The 22,516-nt window shown below is 45.6% G+C and carries 24 protein-coding genes; 10 read left to right on the top strand and 14 right to left on the bottom strand.

Translation table 11 applies throughout. From position 1 onward, the window contains the following. Positions 1-11: 11 nt before the first annotated feature. Entirely contained in the window at positions 12-1,118 is a 1,107-nt protein-coding gene (locus tag AC3FZD_RS04525; RefSeq protein ID WP_488738987.1) for an AMIN domain-containing protein, read from the bottom strand. A gap of 117 nt (positions 1,119-1,235) precedes the next feature. On the opposite strand from AC3FZD_RS04525, the gene AC3FZD_RS04530 reads away from it, so the two are divergent. Continuing rightward, positions 1,236-2,699, top strand: a complete 1,464-nt coding sequence (locus AC3FZD_RS04530; protein WP_488738988.1) for a PAS domain-containing sensor histidine kinase — start codon at positions 1,236-1,238, stop codon at positions 2,697-2,699. Between the two features lie 16 nt (positions 2,700-2,715). On the opposite strand, the gene AC3FZD_RS04535 is transcribed toward AC3FZD_RS04530, so the two are convergent. Further along, positions 2,716-3,312: a sulfite oxidase-like oxidoreductase gene (locus tag AC3FZD_RS04535; protein WP_488738989.1), complete on the bottom strand. Its 597-nt coding sequence runs from the start codon at positions 3,310-3,312 to the stop codon at positions 2,716-2,718. Between the two features lie 97 nt (positions 3,313-3,409). Further along, the gene (gene rpmF / locus AC3FZD_RS04540) at positions 3,410-3,580 is read right to left on the bottom strand and encodes a 50S ribosomal protein L32 (protein WP_283754359.1); all 171 of its coding nucleotides are present in this window, start codon (positions 3,578-3,580) and stop codon (positions 3,410-3,412) included. A gap of 219 nt (positions 3,581-3,799) precedes the next feature. Between rpmF and AC3FZD_RS04545 the strand changes: the two genes are divergently transcribed. The 5 genes from AC3FZD_RS04545 (at position 3,800) to ureE (ending at position 11,278) form a co-directional block, all read left to right on the top strand. Further along, a complete protein-coding gene (locus tag AC3FZD_RS04545; RefSeq protein WP_488738990.1) occupies positions 3,800-5,659 on the top strand; it encodes a caspase family protein in 1,860 nt (619 codons plus the stop codon). 214 nt (positions 5,660-5,873) lie between these two features. Beyond that, complete coding sequence (locus AC3FZD_RS04550; RefSeq protein ID WP_488738991.1) at positions 5,874-8,870, top strand: GAF domain-containing protein; 2,997 nt, start codon at positions 5,874-5,876, stop codon at positions 8,868-8,870. Next, the gene (locus AC3FZD_RS04555) at positions 8,863-9,252 is read left to right on the top strand and encodes a response regulator transcription factor (RefSeq protein WP_488738992.1); all 390 of its coding nucleotides are present in this window, start codon (positions 8,863-8,865) and stop codon (positions 9,250-9,252) included. Before AC3FZD_RS04550 ends, AC3FZD_RS04555 begins: the two co-directional genes overlap by 8 nt. A gap of 48 nt (positions 9,253-9,300) precedes the next feature. Further along, positions 9,301-10,683 carry a sensor domain-containing diguanylate cyclase gene (locus AC3FZD_RS04560; RefSeq protein WP_488738993.1) on the top strand — a complete coding sequence of 461 codons (1,383 nt, stop codon included), beginning with the start codon at positions 9,301-9,303 and terminating at the stop codon, positions 10,681-10,683. 160 nt (positions 10,684-10,843) lie between these two features. Next, positions 10,844-11,278 carry an urease accessory protein UreE gene (gene ureE / locus AC3FZD_RS04565; RefSeq protein ID WP_488738994.1) on the top strand — a complete coding sequence of 145 codons (435 nt, stop codon included), beginning with the start codon at positions 10,844-10,846 and terminating at the stop codon, positions 11,276-11,278. On the opposite strand, the gene AC3FZD_RS04570 is transcribed toward ureE, so the two are convergent. Beyond that, complete coding sequence (locus AC3FZD_RS04570; RefSeq protein WP_488738995.1) at positions 11,275-12,198, bottom strand: FTR1 family iron permease; 924 nt, start codon at positions 12,196-12,198, stop codon at positions 11,275-11,277. The genes ureE and AC3FZD_RS04570 overlap by 4 nt on opposite strands. Before the next feature lie 227 nt (positions 12,199-12,425). On the opposite strand from AC3FZD_RS04570, the gene AC3FZD_RS04575 reads away from it, so the two are divergent. The 3 genes from AC3FZD_RS04575 to cbiM all read left to right on the top strand — a co-directional run bounded on the left by AC3FZD_RS04575 (position 12,426) and on the right by cbiM (position 14,516). Beyond that, entirely contained in the window at positions 12,426-13,268 is an 843-nt protein-coding gene (locus tag AC3FZD_RS04575; RefSeq protein ID WP_488738996.1) for a DUF4382 domain-containing protein, read from the top strand. 104 nt (positions 13,269-13,372) lie between these two features. Beyond that, positions 13,373-13,885 carry a carboxypeptidase-like regulatory domain-containing protein gene (locus AC3FZD_RS04580; RefSeq protein WP_488738997.1) on the top strand — a complete coding sequence of 171 codons (513 nt, stop codon included), beginning with the start codon at positions 13,373-13,375 and terminating at the stop codon, positions 13,883-13,885. After that, on the top strand, positions 13,872-14,516 hold the full coding sequence (cbiM, locus tag AC3FZD_RS04585) for a cobalt transporter CbiM (protein ID WP_488738998.1): 645 nt from the start codon (positions 13,872-13,874) through the stop codon (positions 14,514-14,516). The genes AC3FZD_RS04580 and cbiM overlap by 14 nt, the downstream gene beginning before the upstream one ends. Positions 14,517-14,600: 84 nt before the next feature. On the opposite strand, the gene AC3FZD_RS04590 is transcribed toward cbiM, so the two are convergent. From AC3FZD_RS04590 to AC3FZD_RS04605, 4 genes are all read right to left on the bottom strand, one after another. Further along, a complete protein-coding gene (locus tag AC3FZD_RS04590; RefSeq protein WP_488738999.1) occupies positions 14,601-15,044 on the bottom strand; it encodes a hypothetical protein in 444 nt (147 codons plus the stop codon). A gap of 99 nt (positions 15,045-15,143) precedes the next feature. Further along, positions 15,144-15,287: a hypothetical protein gene (locus AC3FZD_RS04595; RefSeq protein ID WP_283753425.1), complete on the bottom strand. Its 144-nt coding sequence runs from the start codon at positions 15,285-15,287 to the stop codon at positions 15,144-15,146. Between the two features lie 21 nt (positions 15,288-15,308). Then, entirely contained in the window at positions 15,309-15,398 is a 90-nt protein-coding gene (gene petN, locus AC3FZD_RS04600; RefSeq protein WP_271941349.1) for a cytochrome b6-f complex subunit PetN, read from the bottom strand. Between the two features lie 156 nt (positions 15,399-15,554). After that, a complete protein-coding gene (locus AC3FZD_RS04605; protein ID WP_488739000.1) occupies positions 15,555-16,316 on the bottom strand; it encodes an MBL fold metallo-hydrolase in 762 nt (253 codons plus the stop codon). 280 nt (positions 16,317-16,596) lie between these two features. Between AC3FZD_RS04605 and AC3FZD_RS04610 the strand changes: the two genes are divergently transcribed. Then, positions 16,597-17,187, top strand: a complete 591-nt coding sequence (locus AC3FZD_RS04610; protein ID WP_488739001.1) for a DUF1997 domain-containing protein — start codon at positions 16,597-16,599, stop codon at positions 17,185-17,187. Here AC3FZD_RS04610 and AC3FZD_RS04615 read toward each other — a convergent pair. The 6 genes from AC3FZD_RS04615 to AC3FZD_RS04640 form a co-directional block, all read right to left on the bottom strand. After that, positions 17,164-17,796, bottom strand: coding sequence for a ribonuclease HII (locus AC3FZD_RS04615; RefSeq protein ID WP_488739002.1), 633 nt, complete (start codon positions 17,794-17,796; stop codon positions 17,164-17,166). The genes AC3FZD_RS04610 and AC3FZD_RS04615 overlap by 24 nt on opposite strands. A 483-nt stretch (positions 17,797-18,279) precedes the next feature. Beyond that, positions 18,280-18,894 carry a CP12 domain-containing protein gene (locus AC3FZD_RS04620; RefSeq protein WP_488739003.1) on the bottom strand — a complete coding sequence of 205 codons (615 nt, stop codon included), beginning with the start codon at positions 18,892-18,894 and terminating at the stop codon, positions 18,280-18,282. A gap of 50 nt (positions 18,895-18,944) precedes the next feature. Beyond that, positions 18,945-19,736, bottom strand: a complete 792-nt coding sequence (gene hypB / locus AC3FZD_RS04625) for a hydrogenase nickel incorporation protein HypB (protein WP_488739004.1) — start codon at positions 19,734-19,736, stop codon at positions 18,945-18,947. Positions 19,737-19,740: 4 nt separating this feature from the next. Next, on the bottom strand, positions 19,741-20,082 hold the full coding sequence (gene hypA / locus AC3FZD_RS04630; protein WP_488739005.1) for a hydrogenase maturation nickel metallochaperone HypA: 342 nt from the start codon (positions 20,080-20,082) through the stop codon (positions 19,741-19,743). Between the two features lie 85 nt (positions 20,083-20,167). Further along, the gene (locus AC3FZD_RS04635) at positions 20,168-20,632 is read right to left on the bottom strand and encodes a hydrogenase maturation protease (RefSeq protein ID WP_488739006.1); all 465 of its coding nucleotides are present in this window, start codon (positions 20,630-20,632) and stop codon (positions 20,168-20,170) included. A gap of 93 nt (positions 20,633-20,725) precedes the next feature. Next, entirely contained in the window at positions 20,726-22,489 is a 1,764-nt protein-coding gene (locus AC3FZD_RS04640; protein WP_488739007.1) for a sodium:solute symporter family protein, read from the bottom strand. Positions 22,490-22,516: the final 27 nt, after the last annotated feature.

The following is a 22,516-nucleotide window of genomic DNA, read 5'->3' on the forward strand; positions in this document are numbered from 1 at the left end:
CCCCCATCTCCCTATCCCCCTAAACGAACCTCAATCACCTGTCCCGGTTGAACAATGGGAGAAGTGAGGGGATCGGATTGTCCTTGAAGGGGGAAGGTGCGATCGCCTCCGAGAACCAGGGTTATGGCTTGAAAGCGAATGTGTTGCCCTTGGGTTTCAAATTGTCCAATCACCCGCGTTCCCACTGGAATCAGTAAATCTCCTGACCAATCTGGGATCGCTTCATGAACAATTAACACTTCTTGTAGAGGAATACCGGGAGTGAGAACTAGGCTCTCTGGCCCTGGATAGCGCAATTTTAAAACCGTTCCACGAGGCAGAGCGGAGCTAGGGGTCTGGGCCATTCTCATCCTGGTATTAGAGGGGGGCAGTTCTTGTCCAAATTCGATCACCGGAATTACTGTAGAACGAATGGGGGGGATATCCGGGCTAGGTTCGGGGGGTGGGGAGGGCCTTCTCATACCGACTAAATCGGGGGTGGTTTCTATGGATGCCGGTTGGGTGATCAGGGAAGCGGCTGATGCCCCAGGAGTCGGTTCTTGAGTGTCTGGGGTTTGGGCTGGAGACTGACGGCGAAAGAGGGGAGGAACAGACACTAGGGGCTGATTAGCTGGCGGTTCAAACGTAGCTGGGGGCAGATTTAGGGCTGATGTTGAGCTGGAGTTGGTGATTAAAGGACGAATCACGGTTCTGGATAGTCCGTCAGATGTGGGATAGGATGCGATCGCCACTAATTCTGGAGCTAACGTCACTCCAGGAGACAGAACTAAAATCAACCTTGTTTTCTCAGAACTCAAACGCTCTAAGGAAATTTTCTGAATCGATCCTGAGTAAAAAAAATGCTCCACCGGCTCTTGAATTTGCGTATCTGGTAATTCTAAAATAATTCTCAGGGGATTCTCTAAAATGAAGTAGTGGGGGGTGATCTCCCCTTGAAGGGTTAACTCTAATTCGGTTTTAATCGGATCGTATTGCCATTGTCTTAATTCGGCAGCAAAGGCGGGAAAACCTAGGCAGGATAAGGCAATTGCGCCAAGTAAGCCCAACAGATTAGCCTGGATCTGGGATTGAGAGTCCCAGGCTGCTATTCTAAACTTTTTGAATAGTCTGTAATTCATATCACACTTTTTCAGGGAAAAAATCACAAGTTGACAACAGTATTATCACATCAAGATTTCATGAATTCTTAGATACTAATAAATAGAGCTGCGTAATCCTAGGGGGGAAACAATGCTATGTACTTGTATGAACAGGATTCGACAACCCATACTTATATTCGACGGATGAATTTCTCTGAGGCCGTTGGCCCCCATGTAACCCCCAATGTTCATCAAAGATTGGTGAAACGCACTCAGCAGTTGGCCCAAGTTAACTTAGAGTTAGCCGATGAAGTCGCCAAACGGAGACAAGTGGAAATTGCTTTAGATCAAGCCGAAGAAAAATATCGCTCAATGTTTGAAAATGCCATGGAGGGTATGTTTCAATGCACTCCAGAAGGTAAGTTAATTAGTGCAAATCCTGCTCTAGCTGAGATTTATGGTTATTCTAGTGTAGAAACTCTCAAGAGTGAAGGGATTAAGTTGGGTAATTTCTATCTGGATACAAATCGCTGGCAGGAGTTTGTAGGAACCTTAAAGCAACAGGGACGGGTACGGGGTTTTGAATCCCAAATTCGCCGACGGAATGGCCAAGTGATTTGGATTTCGGAAACGGCTAGGGAAGTGCAGAATTCGGCGGGAATCCTGCTCTATTATGAAGGCATGGTTCAGGATATTACCGATCGCAAACAAGCAGAATTAGCCCTCAAAGCATCAGAGGCTTCCTATCGTCAACAGTCAGAAGCACTGCAACAAGCTTTAGATCAAGTACAACTGGCTCAAAGTCAATTGGTACAACAGGAAAAAATGTCTTCCTTGGGGCAGTTGGTGGCGGGAGTAGCCCATGAAATTAATAATCCGGTGAGCTTTGTCTGTGGAAATCTGACCCATGCGATCGCCTATACTCAAGATTTGTTAGCCTTAGTCGAACTCTATCAAACCCACTATCCCGAACCAGTCGCTGAAATTGAAGAGGCTCAAGAGACGATGGATGTGGAGTTTTTAGTGGAAGATTTACCCCAAGTGCTGACATCGATGGAAGTGGGAGCCAACCGCATTCAGCAACTGGTCAGAAGTCTACGCCATTTTTCCCGCACTGACGATCAAACCCTGCAACCGGTAGATCTTCATGAAGGTTTGGAGAGTACCTTGATGATTTTACATAATCGCTTGAAAGCCAAGGGCAATCAACCGGAGATCGTCGTGCAAAAAAACTATGGCGATATTCCCCAAGTTCTGGGATATGGGGGACAACTGAATCAAGTTTTCATGAACTTGTTAAGTAATGCTATCGATGCGATCGAGGAAAAACTCGAACAAGAGAATTATGCTACAGAAAATCCCCAGATTCAGATCTCGACTCGCTTACTCTCTGCTGACTCGGTAGAAATTCGCATCACTGATAATGGCATGGGAATGACTCCAGAGATTCAGGAGCAAGTGTTTAATACCTACTTTACCACCAAGCCCCTAGGCAAAGGCACAGGACTGGGACTATCCTTGAGCCAACAAATTATCGCTGAACGCCATAATGGACAGTTGAGATGTGAATCTCAACTCGGTCAGGGAACCGCATTTATTATTGATTTGGCAGTTAAATAGTCGTTGACTCAACCCATTATCCACTGTATCGCTCTTGTGCCCAGGGTTCTCCCCGGCGGTGATAGCCGTTGCGCTCCCAAAATCCTAGTTCTTCGCGATCGAGAAATTCTAAGCCATTAATCCATTTAGTGCTTTTCCAGGCGTATAGATGGGGAATCACTAAGCGAACTGGCCCCCCATGATCTGGGGGTAGGGGTTCACCAAAGAGCCTGTGTGCAAAGAAGTTATCTTCTTTTAAAAAATCTTCCAGAGTGAGATTTGTGGTATATCCTCCATAAGCGTGTTGCATGATGTGGGTCGCTTTAGGATTCAGGTCTACCTGTTGCATCAAATCTGTGACTCGAACCCCACGCCACTGTACATCCAGTTTTGACCAGTGGGTAACACAGTGAAAATCTTTAGTAAAGTCATGCTGGGGCATGGCCATCAAGTCAGAGAAGGTAAAAGTTGTTTCTTTGGCCAATCCCCATACCTTTAATTGCCAGCTATCGGCAGTAACGTCAGGTGTTTCCCCATAAGTGAGGACAGGAAATCCTTTACTGAGGTGTTGTCCTGGTGGGGTGCGATCTTCTAAAGATGGATCGGGTTTGTGAAAAAACTTGCCAATTGCCATACAACAAAACTTTGAGGGTTTTCGTTTCTATCATAATCAAGAATGGGTGACCAGATGCCACCCATTCTCAGACCTTTCCCCAGGGTTGATGGGCAATTTATTCTTCTTCTTCATCCTCATCAGAAGGATAAACAAAATTGGATCGTCCGGTAAGGATGGACTTACCCAGAGACATAGCTTTCTGGGCTTGTAGTGCTGCTTTGCGTTTCCAGACAGCGCGACGTTGATTGCGTTTGGTTTTAGAGGTTTTCTTCTTTGGAACAGCCATAGGATGTCAGAGTCTCTTTGGAGAGGGCAATTTTTCCACAACCTTTCAATTATACAGAAGGGAAGAGGCAAAAAGCAAGAGGGAATCAGTCATTTCTCCCCATCCGGCCCATCTTTCCCATCTCCCCATCCTCTTGTGACCAAGGACAATACCCGATACATTAAAGACAAATTCAAAGATACTAACGATCAAGGCATAGATATATTTTAGGAGTGGGTTATGGGAAAAACTAGGGCGATCGCCATTGGCATTAATCAGTATCAGCATTTCCAGCCGTTAAGCTATGCCCAACAAGATGCCCAGGCATTTTCTGATTTTTGGACGTATCAAGCTGGATTATCCCTGGATCAATGCTTACTCTTGAGTGAAGTTTCTCAGTCTATTCAGGGTGAATCGACATACCCCGATCGCCCTACAATAGAAGGATGGATCGACAAAATTTGTCGGGGAAACCATCCCCAATTCCAGCTTGATCCAGAAGATCACCTCTGGCTTTTCTTTAGTGGTTATGGGTCTAGTGTCGATGGTCAAGACTATCTGATGCCCATTGAGAGCGATCCCAATCAAGTCACCACCACAGGCATCTCTATGGCTTGGTTATTCAATTCTCTTGCCCATTTACCGACGCAAAATCTCTTGGTGGTGTTAGATATGAATCGGCCATCGAGTTTGCAAGTTGGGGGACTCTTAGGCAATCAAACCGCTAATTTAGCCAGAGAACTAGAAATTTCGACCCTTCTTTCTTGTCAACCGGGTCAATTTTCCCAAGAGACCTTAGAATTACGACAAGGGTTATTTACGGCTGCTTTGCTGGAAGGATTGCGATCGGGTCAATGCAGTACATTAGCGAGTTTAGATCATTATCTGCACCGTCGGCTAATGGAATTGAGCGATCAACATAATCGACCCAACCAACAAGCCTTGATGGTGGTAAATCCTCCCGGCCGAGTGCATCGGGTGATTTTACCGATTGAGGAACCCGAAACAGAGGAAACCCTTTCTCAGTCCTCCAGTGCCGCCGAACCATTAAGTGTTCCTTCCGGTTCTGGGGGCGTTCCTCAGCCAAGCCCTGTTGCCCAGAAAACCTCAACAGATATTCGTAGTAAGCCTATGGAACCTGACAAAAAAACCCAATCTCAAGACCCCAAGTCCAATGAAGAAGATGCACAATTTTGGCGATTACTGATTCTGGCTTGGGGGGGTATTGCTCTGATTTTAATTGGGGGAGTATTTTTACGCAATCGCAATGCGTTAACCACCGTGGAAGGACAACCAACCCCGGCGGTGACTGAGCCAGTGGCAGGATCGCCAGCTCCAACGGCTGCTCCAAGTCCTTCGGAAGTGGTGGTGATTCCTGCCCCTGCTCCGGAAGCGGCTTCTCCAGCCCCTGTGGCTCCTGCTCCGGAAGCGGCTCCTCCAGCCCCTGCTCCGCAACCGGTTCCCCAAGCTCCGGCGAATGTAACCCCACCTGCTCCCCAGCCTAAGCCAGCGAATCCTCCCAGCTTGACGGAGGTAACGAAGGTATTGGGATCTCAGCAAGCCTCAGTTTATGTGAAGGCGATTGAAGAAGCGCGAAAAATTTCGGCTGATAATCCCGCCTATGCAGAGGCTCAAGGCAAAATTGAGCTATGGAGTCAGGCGATTATGGATATTGCCATGGGTCGGGCGGCTCAGGGGCAATTTGAGGGGGCGATCTCTGCTGCCCAGCTTGTACCCCCGGAAGTATCGGCTTATGCGTCAGCTCAAAGTTCAATTGCGACTTGGCAACAACAGGCCGGTCAATCTCAAGCCAATCAAGCGGTGATTCAACAAGCCAGCAGTAAGATTAGACCTAATCAAGCCTCTTCTTATAATCAGGCGATCGCCCAGGTGAAGAGCATTGGAGCCGATCAACCCCGATATAGCCAAGCCCAACAATTAGCCAACCAATGGAGTAGTGAAATTCTCAAGATTGCCTACCGTCGGTTAGCCAGTAATGGCCCAGCAGCAGCGATCGCTGCTGCCCAGTTGGTTCCGGAAAATACGGCTGCTTATGCAGAAGCTCAAAAGGCGATCGCCATCTGGCAGACTCGCTTATAACTTTTGCTCTCGCCTCGCAAAAATTAACAATTGTAAAGGGATACAACATACCGGTTGTATCCCTTATTGTTGGGAAGATAAGAAAATAGCCATTGCCAGGAAAAAGAAGCAAAAGGTTTAAACTTCTTTACGCCCACTTTACCTTCCCATCTTTTATACTGGCCAAGCTACCATTCAACGCAATTCCTATCACTTTCCCTGCTGTGTAAATCCCATGTCCGATGAGTATATTGTGGTTAAAGCCAGTGAATATACTGCCCTTCAAGAGGAAATTGAACGCCTCAGAGCGCGGGTATGGGAACTTGAAAAACAAACCCAAAGTCAGCCCAAACCCATTCAAGTTGCCCAAGAACAAGCCCTCTTAGCTGTGATTACTCGTATTCGCCAATCTCTGGATGTGGAGACGATTTTCCAATCCACCGCTAGAGAAGTGCGCCAACTGTTGAATGCGGATCGGGTGGGGATGTATCAGTTTGGTGAGAACTCTGATTATCAATGGGGGGAATTTGTCTCTGAGGATGTTTTACCTCCTTTCCCTTCCACTTTAGCGGCTCGGATTGAAGACCACTGTTTTGGCGATCTCTATGCCCAATATTATCAAGAAGGGCGCATTTGGGTTTGCAATGATATTTATGCACAAAATTTAAATCCTTGTCATATTGAAATCTTAGCCAAATTCCAAGTCCGAGCTAATTTAGTCGTTCCCCTCCTCAAGGGAGAGAGATTATGGGGATTGCTGTGTATTCATCACTGCCTAACTCCTCGATGTTGGCAACCCCAAGAAATGGAATTTGTCTCCCATATTGCCGTTCATTTAGGGGTTGCTTTGCAACAGGCTGAAGTCTTAGCCGTGCAAAAACAACAGTCTGAGCAGTTAGCTCAAGCGGTGGCTCAGGCTGTAGAACGGGAACAGGCGATCGCCGCAGTCATTACCAAAATCCGTCAATCCCTCGATCTCAATACCATTTTTCGCACCACCACCGATGAAGTCCGTCAACTCCTCAAAGCGGATCGAGTCGTCATTTATCGCTTTAACGAAGATTGGAGCGGGGAATTTGTAGTGGATTCCGTCGATCCCACTTGGAAATCCTTAATTCTTTGGCAACAAGAAAATTCCAATTTAAATATGAATATTAGTGAATGTAGCCTCAAAACGCTACAAGATTTGGCCATCACTGATACCCATTTACAGGAAACCCAAGGACAACTCTTTCAGCAAGGGCAATTATTTCGCGTTTGTGCCGATATTTATGCCAGTAATTTTTCCCCCTGTTACATTGAGGCCTTAGAATCCTATCAAGCCAGAGCCTATGCTATTGTCGCTATTTATCAACACCAGCGCTTATGGGGCTTATTAGCAACCTTTCAAAACTCAGAATCGAGAGATTGGCAAGAGATTGAAATTAATTTCTTAATTCAAATTAGTTCCCAATTAGGAGTCGCCATTCAGCAAGCCCAACTCTTAGCCCAAACCCAACAGCGCTCTAGCGAGTTGCAAAGTACCCTAGAAGCACAGTTAAAGCAACGAGCCGATGAGTTAGCCGAAGAAGCAGAACGGGAGCGGGCGATCGCTCAAGTCATTGATAAAATTCGCCGCACCCTAGACTTAGAGACCATTTTTCAAACTGCTGCAACAGAAGTGCGACAACTGCTCAATGCCGATCGCGTGGCTATTTTTGAGTTCGATCAGCAATCCCATTGTAATCAAGGAGAATTTGTTTCTGAAGATGTCTTACCCAGATTTGAATCCACCTTAACTAAAAAAGTTCATGATTATTGTTTTAGTTACCATCATGCCATTCATTATAGACAGGGTAAAATTCAAGCGATTTCTGATATTTATGCAGCAAATTTATCCCCTTGCTATTTTGATATTTTAAGAGAATTTCAAATTCGTGCGAATTTAGTTTTACCCCTAGTTAAAGGTGAACAGTTATGGGGTCTGCTCTGTATTCATCAATGTTCGGAAGCCCGGACTTGGCAACCCAAAGAAATTGAATTTACTCATAAAATAGCCGTTCAATTAGGCGTGGCTCTACAACAAGCAGAACTGCTCTATCAGGCGCAAAAGCGATCCATTGAACTCCGAACAACCCTCGCTGATTTAAATGCCATTGTTGATAATTTAGCTGATGGCTTATTAGTCACTGATACCCAAGGCAGAGTAACCCGATTTAATCCTGCTTTTTTATCCATGTTTAATTTAGAACCATGGCAACTCAAAGGTCAGAAAATTTGGACGATTTTTTCCCCAGAGTTAGATGATTTAATTCAAAGTATTCAACATCGCAGTCAGGAAATTATCACCCTTGATGTGAAGTTAGGAAATAATCGGGAAGGCCAAGCTTTGGCAACCAGTATTATTAAAGAAGGAGAGGAAACAGAAGGAGATCAATGTATGGGTTCAGTTATTCTCATTCGAGATGTTACAGTTGAACGGGAAGTCGATCGGATGAAAACCGATTTCTTGAATACAGTTTCCCATGAATTAAGAACGCCTTTAACTTCGGTTTTGGGGTTTGCAGAAATGATTCAGGAAAAGCTAGAGGAGATTATTTTTCCAGTCACATCCCAGGAAAATAGAAAAGTCAAGCGTGCGGTTCTAGCTGTTAGTAGTAATATTGAGATTATTATCGCCGAAGCTGAACGATTAACTTACTTAATCAATGATGTTTTAGATATCGCAAAAATGGAGTCTGGGCGAGTCGATTGGAATATTCAAGCGGTTGAGCCACAAGTCATTTTAGAGCGAGCAATTTCTGTTACTTCTTCTTTAATTGAAGGTAATAATTTACAATTGATTAAAAAAATTGATCCCAATTTACCGATCATTGAAGTAGATACCGATCGCCTCATTCAAGTGGTGATTAATCTCATCTCTAATGCCGTAAAATTCACGGAACAAGGAACGATTACTTGTGAAGCTAAAGTGGTGGAGAATCACTTGCTAATTTCCATCATTGATACCGGTATAGGAATTGCTCCAGAACATCAAGATACTGTATTTGATCGGTTTAAGCAAGTGGGGGATATTTTAACTAACAAGCCGAAAGGAACCGGATTGGGATTAGCCATTTGTAAACAAATTATTGAATATCATGGAGGTAAAATTTGGGTTGAAAGTGCCCTGAATCAAGGAAGTAAATTTTCTTGTTTACTTCCCCTCGATCCGAAAATTGTTAGAACACACATAGAGGAATTCAATGACTAAAAAAGTTTTAATTGTTGATGATGAACCGAACATCCTTATTTTGATGGAACAAGCGCTGGAAAAGCTGGAAGATGAAGATGGTGTGATTTTACTAACGGCTAAAAATGGAAAAGAGGCTTGGGATCTGATTATACAAGAACATCCCGATTTAGTTTTTTTGGATGTAATGATGCCGAAAATGAATGGGTTAGAAGTTTGTGCCCAAGTTAAGCAAAACTCTAATTTTGATAATATCTATATTATTATGTTGACCGCCAAAGGTCAAGAATTTGATAAAAAAACAGGCATAGCTGTGGGAGCTGATTTATATATGACTAAACCATTTCGTCCCAAAGAGGTGCTGGCTAAATCAAGGGAAATTCTTGGATTTCTAAATGAGTAAAGTTGAATGATCAATCTAAATTTTAAGAAAGTCATCGTCAAGCCGAGGATGAAAAAAATAATTCAGAACCTCATTAATGACGATCATCAGATAGGGATTTTAGATGAAGATAAAATCCCTATTTTGGGAGATCTCACGCTTGCCGATAATCAAGGATATGAAATTGTTGTAGAAGATCGAACTTTAGGTTGGGTTGTGAGCCGAGATATCAATCATCCTATTACTCAGTTAATGATCGCCTTAATTGAAACAGAAGTTAATAAGAAAGTTTTAGCAGTTGACGCTTTAGATAAATACGAAGAATTAAATTTTTTATATGATATTTCTTCTAAAATGTCTACCTGTTTGCATGTCAATGAAGTGATCAAGCTGGTAGCCAATGAGGCTCTCAAACAAATACCGGGTAATGCCTTCGTTGTGATGATTTACAATTCCCATGAAAAAGCTCTACAAACTTTTTATCCTAATAGGGAGCAAAATGAAGTATTTTTAGGGAAGTTGATTACTCCAAATGTTGGTATTTATGGCCATGTTTTTAATTCGGGAAAAGCAGAAATTGTGAATCAAGTGACCTTGGACTCTCGCTTTATTGATCAAGATTTTGAAATTAGGTCTATGATGTGTTGTCCGTTAATGACGCAAACGGGGAAATTAGGGGTGATTCAAATTAGTAGCGATCGCCCCGTAGAATATACGGCTCAAGATCTTAAGTTATTTAGCGCCCTGGCATCCCAAGCTGCTGCCTCAATTCAGAATGCCCTGTTTTATGAGCAACTCCGGGACTATTCCTATACTTTAGAACGAAAAGTGGCTGAAAGAACGGCTGAATTAGAACGGGTGAACCAAGAATTAAATCAACTGGCTAATTTAGATGGCTTAACCCAAGTGGCTAACCGTCGATGTTTACAAGAAACCTTTAAGCGGGAATGGTATCGACTGGCGAGGGAGAAAGCTCCCTTATCTATGATTATCTGTGATGTGGATTATTTTAAGCGCTATAACGATACCTATGGACATCAAATGGGAGATGAATGCTTACAAAAAATAGCTGAAACGATTAGAAAAGCCTTAAAAAGACCGGCTGATTTAGTGGCTCGATATGGGGGAGAGGAGTTTGTGGTGTTGCTGCCCAATACTCAAGCATCGGGGGCTTGGATCGTTGCCCAAGAAATCCAATGCAATATCCGTCAATTATCCCTTGAGCATCAAGCTTCTTTGGTGAGTCCATTTATCACGATGAGTATGGGATTTTCCTCAACTATTCCGACTCATGAAATAGCAGGAGAAGAGTTGTTTGAAATTGCGGATCAAGCTTTGTACGATGCGAAAAAACAGGGTCGCGATCGCATCATTTTTCGGGAGTTTAGAGCGATCGATTCCCCCTACCGTCAACCGGAAACTCCACACAATGATGGTCTTCCTCGATTTTAATGGGGATAGAGAGATGGGGCAATAGACAGTTACTCATGCCACCTTTGCTCAAGAAAGCATCTGTTAAACTAACTTTAGTCGATCAGTGAAATTTTCACCTGTTTCAATGCTTACTCTATCAGGTGGCTACTGGCAGTTCATCTACCCTATTCCCCATCCTATGACAATTACTCTGACTGAGCGCTGTTTACGTTTAGATCATCCCCGGATTGCCTTTACTCTCCCGTTAACGGCTTGGGAACGAACCCGCAGTCGATACCAAGGACAAACTTCAGAGGGGATGAGGGTTGAGTTACGATTACCGAGGGGGACGGTTCTCCAGGATGGGGATCTGTTGCAAACGGCGATCGCCGATATCATTGTACAAGTGGTGGCTAAACCGGAACCGGTGTTAGAGGTGACCTCGGAAAGGGAGATCGATCTGCTCCGAGCAGCCTATCATCTGGGAAATCGTCATATTCCGGTAGAAATTACCCCAGAGTATTTACGGTTAGAAGTGGATGGGGTGCTGCGGACGATGTTGGAGCAATTGGGAGTAGAGGTGACGGAAAAGATAGCACCGTTTCAACCTGAACCGGGAGCGTATCATCATTAAGGGCTTAATGGGAGGGTTTTTCTGGAGGTGTGATTAAGAGTGCGAAAATAGAGTCCGCCCATGAGGGTGATAAACATTAAATAAGCGACAGCTTGTACGACATAGAGGTATTGTCGATATCCGAAGAGGGCTTTGAGGAGGATGCCGGGAAATTGGCGATCGGGTAAAATAGCGGAGGTATCCCAAACCTTGGGGCCGAGAATACAGGAGGAGTCGGAGAGATGGAAACAGAGGAATTGAGCTTGAGGATGGAGGTCAACCCAGCGATTAAGGGCAGTGTCATAATTGGCCAGGGCAGAGAGTAATAAGCCGCCAATAATCAGGAGTAAAAGAAGTCCCATGATTTGAAAAAAGAGGCGGATATTGATTTGAATTCCCCCTTGAAAAATGAGGATACCCAATGCGATCGCCACACTCAAACCCACGGCTCCCCCGAACCAAGGGACTAATCCTTGTTGAAAATAGGAAAGCAGGAAAACGATCGTTTCAAATCCTTCTCGGAGAACGGCGATTAAGACGAGGGTAAATACGGCCCATCCTGCACCTGCATCTTGAACCAAGGCATGGGAAAGGGAGGTTTCGATCTCCATTTTGAGCGATCGCGATTGTTGGGTCATCCACAATAACATCCAACTGAGCATCCCAATCGCTATTGTGCCAAATACGCCTTCTAATAGGGGTTTAATCACCTTTTCATACTGGGGATAAGCCACACTTAAGCCCTCTATTCCCCAGGTTAACAACAGCCCCACCACCACGCTACCGATTAAACCCAAAGCAATTCCCCCATACACCCAGGGGTTTAAATGGGTTTGTTTCGCCTTATATAAACAGGCCAGAATTAAGCCTACGACTAAAGCGGCTTCAAATCCTTCCCGGAGGGTGACAAAAAAGGGGGGTAGGGCGGCTGTCCAATTCATAGCGATGATGACTGAAAACATTTAAGGAAATTATATCAGATTCTGGAGGAATTTTTTTCACCCTGAAAAAAGATCATCATTTTTTAACAGAGTGACTAAACCCTTGATACCATAGGCTTTAAAGCTATTTTATTCTTCATGAGCCATCTTTTTTATCCCCATAGGGGGCATTGTATTTTCTAGAGAGATTCGATTGACTAGAAACGGATGTCCAGTTAAAAAAAGCTATGATCAATCAACGTTTGCAGATCTGGATGACGGCTTTTTTAGTCGCGAGTAGTCTGATGGGGTGTCAAAGTCCTGCACCCCCAACAGAAACCGATGGAGAAAGTACCGGAAGCCTCAGCTTTCAGGCTAATGGTGAAGATTTTGTCCGTCAAGGATTTACCTCTAAAGATGGTTGGCAAATTGAATTTAATCATGTCTATGTGAGTTTAGGCCAAGTCAGGGCTTATCAGACTGATCCGCCATTTAATGCAGAAGTGGATGAAGAAATGCAGGCGAAGACTACCCTGGATTTGAGTTCTCCCCAAATGGTAGATTTAGCGGCAGGAGAGGCGGATGCGGAACCGATTTTAGTGGCTCAACTTGAGGATGTACCGGCGGGGGTTTATAATGCCCTTTCTTGGCAAATGGTTCCGGCGGCGGAAGGGCCAGCCCAAGGTCATACTCTACTCATGGATGGTGTGGCGAAAAAAGGGGAGCAAACGATTAATTTTAAGGTGAGTGTGGATCGAGAATATGCCTATAGCTGCGGCGAATTTGTGGGAGATCAAAGAAAGGGAATTGTGAGTGCAGATGAGTTGGGTTATTTAGAGGCTACATTCCATTTGGATCACATTTTTGGGGATGGTAGTGCCCCGGCTGAAGATGAAATTAATGTGGGTGCTTTGGGTTTTGAGCCGTTGGCGAAATTGGCTAAAAATGGCACAGTGGAGGTGGATGAGTCGATGTGGCGATCGCAACTCAGTCCCGAAGAGGTACAACGTTTTGATACAGCGCTGAACTCCCTCGGCCATGTTGGTGAAGGCCATTGTCATCAATCTAGCCCTATGGCTGCAAAACCTTAAGTTACTCTTCAAAAAGCCGGGTTTAGCACGGAGCATTGACTATGCTGATTTTGAGACGTTAATTCCATTATCTTCACTTATCCAAGTTACACGAGCATTATTCTATGAGACGGAAAATCTTGATCCTGTTAGGGATAGCTTCCTTTTTGCCTCTGTCCCAAAAAGCGATCGCCCATGGGGTGCATATTCAGCATCATCAAGTCTCCGCGATCCAAGTGCAAGCCACCTATGATTCTGGAGAACCCATGGATAACGCCCAAGTGACAATCTATGCTCCTGACGATCCGGCAACCCCTTGGATGCAAGGGGTATCGGATGCCCAAGGGGAGTTTATTTTTGTCCCTGAACCGGATCAAATGGGGACTTGGACAGTGAGAATTCGTAAGGCTGGTCATGGTCAGATCTTTCATATTGCCAGCCCTGGAGCCTCAGTAAATGGCAGCTCAACCGCCCAAAACCCTGGCTCCTATGCTGTCAGTGCGATCGCCTCTGGCAGTTTAGGGGGCTATACCTCTCTCCAAAGAGCTACGATGCTGGCTTCAATCCTCTGGGGATTTGTGGGTACAGCGTTATTTTTCTCACGCAGTAATCGGAGTAAGTCGAATGCACATTCCTGATGGTATGCTTCCTCCACAAGTCGTCATTGCGGGATATGCAGTCAGTGGAGGAGTCCTAATGTGGTCTTTGAAACAGATTGAAAGGAGCGATCGCCACCAAACCCAAATTCCCAAAGCCTCCTTACTCACCGCCGCTTTTTTTGTCTCCTCCTCCCTTCACATTCCCATCCCCCCTGCCAGCGTTCATTTAGTCCTCAATGGATTACTTGGAGCCATCTTAGGCTATTACGCCTTTCCCGCCATTATCATCGGATTATTCTTTCAAGCCGTCATGTTTCAACATGGAGGATTATCCACCCTAGGAATTAACGCCCTAATCATGGGAATTCCCGCCTTACTTGCCGGATCTATTTTTCGTTCCCGGCTCACATTCAGATTGAAAAATCGACTTTGGACAGGATGCTTTGGCTTTCTCGCGGGTAGCACTGCCATCGCTCTATCCGCCACCCTTTTCTTAACCACCGTCTTATTCACCTTGCCCACTGACCTTAACCAAAACCTAGAACAAGCCTCTTTATGGGCATTAATCTTAGCTCATATGCCCTTAGTCGTTTTAGAAGGACTTTTTACCGCTATGGTCGTCCTCTTTTTAGACCGGGTAAAACCCGAATTGATCAAGCATTATAGTTGAGTTGATTCACCCTGAGACAGGATTTGTAGGGGCGAAAACATTTTTGCCCCTACAAACACCATCTCCCATCAAAGGGCTATATTTTTATTCACTAATTACCGCATCGAGGATCAACTCTAAATACCACTCTGGAGAAGCATCATACTCTTCTAATTTTCGTTTCGCTGCTCCTTGGGGATCTTCAGCGCGTAAAATGCTAAAGCCAACCGTTTTTAAGTTGGGTAAAGGTTGGGGAGGTGAAACTATCTCTTTATCTACCTCTGCTTTCTCCTCTTCCTTTGATTCTTCCTCCAAGTCGGGTTTAACCCGTTTTTGCTGAAGCGTTACACAAGCTTGTTGATAGAGGGTCAGAATTTCGTCATAGTTATAGAGCAATTCTTCTAGAGCAACTAGGGCTTTTGTATCTCCATTATCCCAGTCTTTGATCGCTTGATGAATCCCAAACTTAAGACTTAAGGGTAACTCTTCTGCACACTCACTAATCGCAAATAAGAAGGCTTTTAAGATAATCGTATCAGAGTCTTTCATTGCTGTTTACATTTAGGGAACCTAGGATCGGCAATAGGGCATCGGGTTAAGGAGTCTTACCCCATCACCCAATACCACTATTAACCCCATGATTAAGATTTAAGAGCGATTTTCGCGCTCTTCCTTTTGTCGCTTGCGGCGATCGTTCCAGTCTACTAAGGTAAGATAAACTACTCCGCCTGTTACCAAGACTAACAGGGCAAAAGCTGCCCAGACGAGACTGGCGAAAAGTGGAGATTCCATGAGCGTTCCCTCAGATGTTAGTTAGAAACCGTTTCTTGCCCAAACGACCATAGAGATAGAGAAGGTGAAAATCACCAGTAAGGAAACCCAACCTAAAGAGAGAATGTCCATAGTTAATCTTAAAACAACAGTATTACTCCATTGTTTATCATACAAGGGAATGGGGAATGGGGAATAGGGAATGGGAATAGGTAATAGACAATAGACAATAGACAGTTATTAATGTCTCCCTATCCCCCCATCTCCCTATCCCCCCATCCCCCAAGCTTAATTCAAAACGACCTCTAAGCGCTCTCCAGGAGTGGGCGAGAGGGCTTGGGTGCTTAAGCCTTGAGCCAATAGCTTTTGCTGAAATTCTTCTACAGTTCCTTCCGCTCTGAGTAAAGAAATCAACAAGCCTTCAAACTTGACATCGCCACCGGCAGCCGTGGGTAACATCACTTGAGGCTTAACCCATTCTGCCACTTTTAGGGCGCTTTCGGTTCCCTTGATAATGGGGCCAACTAGCGGTAAACCCAGATCGATCATAGGCGTAATAATCACATCAATCGGTCTCTTTTCCTTCAGCGTCGGCGAGTGGTAACCATGGGGTTCATAATAAACCGTTTTGCCGCTAGAGAGTTCCTTGAAGATATAGCCATTTTCCACCAGGGTAGGGCCGATGGGGGAACCGGGAACGGCCTCAATTTCTACCTGCTCATTGAGGCGATAGGTTTGCCCATGCTCTAGGGAATGGATATCGGTATAGCCGAACGCTTTAACCACTTTGGCCGCATTGGGGGAGCCGACAACCGGTAAATTTTTATTCAATTGTTTCAGGGTCTGGGGATGGGCATGATCTTCCAATCCTTGAGAGAGAACCACTAAATCAATGGTTTCTGGAATAGCCCGGTCTTGGGGACGATATCCTTTAAATAACCAGGGCAGATTACCAAATACTAGGGGGCCGACTAACCAAGGGTCAATGAGGATTTTTTGCCCTCCCAGTTCGAGTAACCAAGAGTTGCTATCAAGATAGGTGAGATACATAGGGATGATGGCTTGTTAATCTTTGTTTTTATTCTAGATGAGGAAATGTTGGGGCTAATCGGCGATCGTTAAAATTATTGAGCTTAGTCAACAAAAATTAACAACTAAAGATCGATTATTCATACAGGACAGGGTATGATATCTGGAACTCAAATCCGGCATTTATAGTTCCAAGATTCCTCTGTATCGAGTAGTGAGTTGTTTTTTCCGCTCTAGTGACCGGCTAGAATCCTGAGAATTTTGTAAAATAAATTTACATGAATAGATTAACAGCTAATCCATGACCACCCAATTTAGTGCCACTCAATCCGTTAACCTCAATGTTCCTGCCGAACCTATTCCTATCCAGCATTACCTACGGCAACCCAAACGCCTAGTCAATGCCTTAACCGCCGAAAGTCAAATTGAACACTTGAGTGATGAAATCTTTCGGCTGAAAATGCGCCCCTTGACTTTTATGATGTTTACTTTCCAGCCTACGGTAGATCTGAAAGTTTGGGCAGATCCTCACGGAAATGTAAAATTGCAGTCGGTGGGCTGTGATATTCGAGGCATTGAATATATTAATCAACGCTTTCATCTGGATTTAAAAGGGCAACTTTGCCCCCAACAGCAGGGCGATCGCACCATTCTTCACGGCAAAGCTAACTTAGTCGTACAGGTAGAATTGCCCCCTCCCTTAAATCTGACTCCCTCCTATCTTCTAGAAAATACGGGCAATGGATTACTCCGCAGTGTCCTTTTAACGATTAAACAGCGTTTGATGCACCAACTGCTCTGGGATTATCGCCACTGGGTACAAAAGAGCCAAAATACTCAGGTAGCTAATGAGGGCAATCTAGAGGCTTTAGTTAATCCCCATCAGGCTTAATCCATTCTGAATTGACTTGAGTTTAAACGATCGCCGATGGAGACAAGAGAGACCCAACTCGGCGATCGCCTCACGGTGTTTCTTCGTTCCATAACCTTTATTCGTCCTCAGATCGTACTGGGGAAACAACGGATCTAAGCGAGTAATCAATTCATCTCGCCAAACCTTGGCGACGATGCTGGCGGCGGCGATCGCTACCTCCGTCCGATCGCCCTTAACCACCGTCCTCTGAACCATTTCCAACTGAGGAATCGGATAAGTGCCATCCACCAAACACACCTGGGGAAGCTCTCCCAATTTTAGCACCGCCCGCTTCATGGCTAACAACGATGCCTGTAAAATATTCAACCGATCGATTTCCGCCACCGAGGCCATACCCAATTGACAATCAATCGCCCATTCTTCAATCATCCCCAATAACTTCTGCCGTTGTCGGTGGCTCAATGTCTTACTATCTCGTACCCCCAAATCTTGCAATCGACGGGCCCCCTCCGGTGATACGATAACAGCCGCAGCCACCACCGGGCCAAAGAGCGAACCCCGGCCCACCTCATCCACACCTGCCACTCGAATGACCCGATCTAACCTCAAATCCTTAAATGTTTCCACTTATAGCAATTTCCTCTGCTATGCGGTACATACAGCACTTTACGCGGTAATGAGGTACAGCCGAGAAAGATCCCCCCAACCCCCCTTAAAAAGGGGGGGAATCAGAAAGTCCCCCTTTTTAAGGGGGATTTAGGGGGATCAAAATGTACCCCATAGCAGCGAAAACTGCTGTAAATAGCGGTTTTTAACGATAGCCAGAATAGCCCAAAGCTAAATTGAGTCTGTTGTTCACTCCCCCCACTCCCCTATTCCCCCATTCCCCCACGGAGGGCGCGAAGCGCTGTAAATTGTTACAGCGCTTTGCGCTGTGATGGGGGGATGGGGAGATAGGGGGAACAAATCACAGATTGGGCCGCGCTTTGAGCCATTTTAGCTATCGTTAAAAACAGTCATTAATGTACCTCTCTTGTATAGGTTAGGTTTTCTGTTGCCACCCAACCTATACGTTGAGGTTACCTAGGGAGATGATCCCTCACCCAAGCTTTAGGTGTCGTACATCCGCGCTTCTAGAGCATCGGGGAATTCTTCACAGTATTCTTCAAACTTGGTTTTAGTGATCTTCTTAGCTTGCTGGTGAGCCGATTCTGCTTCTAGCTCTTCGACGATATCCCAAGCTACTGCACATTCACGAGAGTTGGGGCCTTTCTCTTGACAAATTTGCCGCGCTTCTTTAATCGCCTTGTCGATTTCTTCTTGTAGGGTAAGTGCTTTCGGTTTTTCCAAGAAATCACCGCGATTGAGAATATCAGTAATGGAAATAATACCCAAGACTTCGCCACTAATCACGGGGGCACGATGCAGTCCTAAATTGGCAAATAACCGGGCCACATATTCAACGCCTAAATTAGGATTGATCGCCACACAGGGTTTGGTCATAATCTCATAAACCCGCACCGTTTTGGGGTCAGTTCCATAGGCAGTGACTTTATAAACTACGTCACTTTCCGTTAGAATTCCGTAGCTGTCTTGGTCATGACGGCGTTTAACGATCAGGGAGCGAATTTTTTTTTCTCGCATGAGTTTAACCGCTTCTGCTACGGTGGCTAAACCGCCAATCATCACCACTTCTGTGGTCATGATATCTGATGCTTTTAACATGGTTTTTTCCTCTTTCAAGTCTCAGTTTATAATCCGGTTAAGATTGAAGGTTACGGATGTACCAATTGGGGAGCAATTTTGTTGAATTGTTCCTCTAAATAACCATACCACTGTTCAAGACCAAAACCACTGCGGGCAGAGACTTCAATAATCTGCGCTTGGGGGGCGACTTGCTGAATATTTTTCAGGGCAACTTCCCGATCGAATCCGACGACTTCAGCAAGGTCAGTTTTGTTGAGCAAAATGACATCGGCACTCTTAAACAGGGTGGGATATTTGAGGGGTTTATCTTCGCCTTCTGTGGTGGAAAGCATAGCTACGCGCAAGTTTTCGCCCAGATCGTAGGCTGCGGGACAGACTAAATTACCGACATTTTCTATGATCAAAAGCTGTAATTTGTCAAGGGGTATTTCGGCAATCGCCTGGGCAATCATATCCGCTTCTAAATGGCAGATACTGCCCGTGGTAATTTGCACGACAGGTGCGCCCGTTTCCCGTAGTCTTTGAGCATCATTATCGGTGGCTAAATCGCCCACAATTACCCCTGCGGGTAGCCGTTCTCCAAGATCGAATAGGGTGCGTTGAATCAGGGTAGTTTTACCAGAACCAGGAGAAGAAAGCACATTCAAAACCAACAGCCCTTTGGCTAAAAAATAGCCCCGGTTCCGTTCGGCGAGGCGGTCGTTTTTAGCTAAAATGGCTTGATGAACCGGTAGGGTATGGGTATGGTCACGATCGCCGTGATGATGGTGATGATCGTGGACATGATTATGAGGCTCATGGGAATGGCTATGAATCTCAACTTTTCCAGGGGTTACAGCACAACCACAATCGGTACACATGGATTTAAGAAACCTCCAAGGATGCTAACTCTAATTCTTTCCCTTGACGAACGTCCCGGCTCAGTTGTCCACAGTGGGGACAGATATGAATGATGTCACTGGGATAGAAGTTTTCCTGACAATGGGAACAGTAACATTCAACCGGTATGGTTTCGACCTCTAGTGTAGCACTCTGGGCAATGGTATTTTGAATGACTACATCAAACGCAAACTTTAAAGCTTCGGGAACGACACCGGAGAGTTCCCCAACGTTGAGTTTAATCCGATGAATTTGGCTTGCTCCCTGGTTTTGAGCATGGTTGAGGGCAATTTCTAGGGTTTGTTCCATGATGCTGACTTCGTGCATAGTGGGGATGGGGGGATGGGGGGATAGGGGGATGGGGGGATGGGGGGATAGGGGGATGGGGGAATGGGGGAATGGGGGAGTCGGGTTATGGGGATGATTTGAGTAAGTGGGTGATGTGGTTGAGGGCAATGGTAACGCGCTCTTGGGCAATGGGGGAGAGGAGATCGCTGTCAGAAAAATCAACGCCAGGAACACTCACGAGCCAGGATTGAGGCACAGTTTGATACAGCCATTGACAGAGAGCCAGTAAGCGGGAGGGACTGAGAGAATGTCCCCAGGGTAACCCCTGTTCCGGTGCAGGCTCAAGTTTAGATAGGGTTACTTCGTCTCCCGATAGAGCCGCATCGACGAAGATCGCTAAGTTCACTTCCGATAATTCTTGTGCTAATTCTGGCATAAGCTGGTGAACTGCTCGCGATCGCACCTCTACTAATTCCCAATCTTCTACCCCTGTTGCTACCGTTTGCCCAATACCATCATCCCCCCGCAAGGGGTTACCATAGCCGATAACGAGAACTGTAGGTGAAGGATGGGGGGACGGGCAAATCATTCATATATCCCAAATCTTGCTGGTTTTCTTGATACCCTAGAATTCTATCTACCGATAGGGAACTTAACTTTAAATTAATGATTAGTGCGGGGATTATTCATCGTCTAACCCCGGTCGAGCCATGGGAGCAATCCTGAATTGACTTACCTGGCGCAGCATCATCGCGCCAGCAACGGCGATAATTAAGCTTGTCCAACCCACCGTCGAATTCAAGAGTAAAAAGCCGCCTACAGCAAACATAGAGCCGAATAGGAGCAAGCTGGCTGCGGTGACTTTAAGTAAATCTTGGGGCAGGCTTTGTGCGGGTTGTAATCCTGTACGCGATCGCGCTCTGCGCCATCCGGGGCCGCCGGGACGCACTAACCGATAGAATTCATCTAGGGTGCGATCGGACTCTGGGGGAGTGAGGAGCATAGCCGTTACCCAGCAAACGCTGCTAATACCAGCCGTCACCAGTAAGCGCAAGCCAAAATCTTCAATGGTTAATATAGGCACAACACTGGTGGTTAATCCCACGATAAATCCCCCCACCATGGAGGCTAATTCGGCGGCAGCATTGATGCGCCACCAAAACCAGCGTAGAATCAGGACTAATCCCGGCCCTGTACCGATCGCAATCACCAACCGAAACACCGTTGCCACATCTTGGCTATAAAAAGCGGCGATCGCCCCTAAAACCGTCACCAGGATCGAAGAAACACGACCGACTAGCACCAACTCCGACTGAGTAGACTCAGGCCGGAAAAAGCGTAAATATAAATCATTGGTTAAATAAGATGCCCCCCAATTAATCGAGGTCGAAACCGTACTCATAAACGCTGCCAGCAGAGAAGCCACCACCAACCCCAACATCGCTGGAGGCAAGAAATCTAACATTAATTTCGGATAGCCCAGCTCTGGATCTTCGAGGTTGGGATAAATCACCAGCGCCACCAGCGCCACTAAAATCCAGGGCCAAGTCCGCACCACATAATGCAAAATATTAAAAAACCAGGCGGCTTTTTCCGCTTCCGCTTCATCCTTCGAGGCTAACAACCGTTGGATAAATTCGCCACCACCATCACTGCGCCGAAACGCCCACCACTGAATCAACAAATAGGCCCCAAAAGTACTTAAACTCAGACTAGCGGTTTCACCCTTCAGGGGAAGAAAGGATAGAATATCCATATCCGTTCGTTCTTGCACTAGGGGGATTAGCTCATGAATGCCACCCACATGACTTACCGCAATAATAGCGACAATAATTGCCCCCAATAATCCGAGAAAAAACTGGAAAAAATCCGTCGCTACTACGCCCCACAGTCCAGAAACTCCCGCATAAAATAAGACAAATAAACTGACCCCTACCACACTCCAAAGTTTAAGATTTTCTCCTGGTTCTATGCCCAAACTTTGCCACAATTCCAGGGCATCAATCACCTTTACCATGGCGAGCATGGCGTAGCCAATGCCGATACAATTAATCGGAACCGCAAATAAAAAGGCCTTCACTGCCCGTAAAACTGCTGCCATCGATCCCCCGTAGCGAATCTCCGTTAACTGGGCATCTGTTACCACCCCCGATCTGCGCCACATGCGGGCAAAGATATAAATCATCACCACATGGGCAATGCCAAAACTCCACCATTCCCAGTTTCCGGCAATACCGCGACTGGCAACAACTCCGGCAATGTAGAGGGGAGTATCAATGGAAAACGTCGTCGCTGCCATACTGGTTCCGGAGAGCCACCAAGGGAGCGATCGCCCAGAGACAAAAAACGCTTCTAGTCCTTCCGAGGCTTTCCCCGATAGATATAACCCCAACCCTAACGTTAAGATCAAATACAAGAGAACAATTAACCAATCAATTAGAACCATAGACCTCTGGCGATAGCGGCGCTCCTA

It is taken from the genome of Roseofilum sp. KMC-1 (assembly GCF_057802075.1).